Origin of the sequence: Shinella sp. M27, from assembly GCF_049199905.1 — a bacterium.
GTDB lineage: Bacteria > Pseudomonadota > Alphaproteobacteria > Rhizobiales > Rhizobiaceae > Shinella.
The window spans coordinates 1-1,485 of the sequence record NZ_JBLZPK010000035.1; the positions used below are offsets into that span (position 1 = coordinate 1).

The window sequence follows — 1,485 nt, forward strand, 5'->3', positions numbered from 1 at the left end:
GGCGGCTCCTGCCGCATACCGGCAGCGCTCTGCGGCATCGTCGGCTACAAGCCGACCGCCAGCACCGTGCCGCTCAAGGGCGCGCTTCCCCTCTCCTTCACGCTCGATTCCATCGGCCCGCTCGCCAACAGCGTCGATTGCTGCGCCAGCCTGCACGAAATCCTGAGCGGCACCACGCTTGCCGGCGAAGGCGTCCGTTCCGTCGCGGGCCTGCGCATCGCCGTGCCGCAATCCGTCGTCTTCGATGGCATCGAACCGCAGGTGGCAAAGACCTTCGAAGCGGCGATCAAGCGGCTTGCCGATGCGGGTGCGATCGTGACGGAGATCGCGCTCAAGCAATTCGAAATGGTCGGCCAGATCAACGGCAAGGGCGGCTTCCCGGCCCCCGAGGCCCTCTCCTGGCACCGCGACCTGCTGGAAGAACACGGCGATGACTACGACCAGCGCGTCCGCGCCCGCATCCTGCGCGCCAGGGAGCAGACGGCAGCCGACTATATCGACATGCTGCACCTGCGCTGCGCCTATATCGAGGAAACCAACCGCGCGATCTCGCCCTATGACGTAATCGCCATGCCGACCGTCCCGATGATCGCCCCGTCCATCGCGTCACTCGAAGCCGACAACGACCTCTTCGTGAAGACCAACCTGACGCTGCTGCGCAACCCGGCCCTCATCAACATGCTCGACGGATGCGCCATCTCGCTGCCGGCGCATCGCGAAGGCGAGGCCCCGGTGGGTCTTATGCTGGCGGCGGCGGGCGGGCGCGATGCGGCGGTGTTTGCCAATGCGCGGGCGGTCGAGGCCGCGTTGCGGCGCTAAGCGGACAGATAGCCTCAGCGGCTACCGTCACCCTCTCTCCGCAAGCGGGGAGAGGGTCAGAGCGGGGGGCAAACACCCTCTCCGAAGACTACCCTTAAAACTGCCGGACGATATTTTCCCTGAAGGCCTCGATATGCTCGCGGATCGCCTTTTCCGCCTGGTCGGGATCGCGCTTGCGTATGCCCTCCACGACGGCGGCGTGCTGTTCGCAGACGCGGACATGGTGCTCGTTGGAGCGCAGCGAGATGAACCACAGCCTCGTCGAGCGGTCGTGCAGGTTGCCCATGATGTCGGGCAGCATGGAATTGCGCGAGCTTGCGGCAAGCAGCGCGTGGAAGGCGCGGTCGAGGTTCATCATGGCCTCGATCTCGCGGTCTTTCGCGGCCTGCCAGGTTGCGTCGAGATTGTCCGAAAGGCGGGCGATATCGGCGGCTTCGGCAAGTTCAGCCACTTTGCGTACGCAAAAAGCCTCGTTGACGAGGCGCACGTCAATAATGTCGAAGATTTCGTTGAGGCTGATCGGCTTGACCATGATGCCTTTGCGCGGCAGCACGTCGATCAGGCCGTCGGCGGCCAGGCGGTCGATCGCCTGATGCACGGGAGTGCGGCCGATGTTCAGTTCGGCGCTTAATACACCCTCGCTCAAAACCTCGCCGGGCTTCAGGT

General features: G+C 64.8%; 2 protein-coding genes. One reads left to right on the forward strand and one right to left on the reverse strand.

Features of this window, described 5'->3' with window-relative positions; translation table 11 throughout:
• Window positions 1–819, forward strand: an 819-nt coding sequence (locus ACOZK4_RS14920) for an amidase family protein (protein WP_421592559.1), incomplete at its 5' end; no start/stop codon positions are given.
• A gap of 94 nt (window positions 820–913) precedes the next feature.
• Here the strand turns inward: ACOZK4_RS14920 and ACOZK4_RS14925 are convergent.
• The coding region (locus ACOZK4_RS14925; RefSeq protein ID WP_421592560.1) for a GntR family transcriptional regulator at window positions 914–1,485 on the reverse strand (572 nt) is incomplete at its 5' end.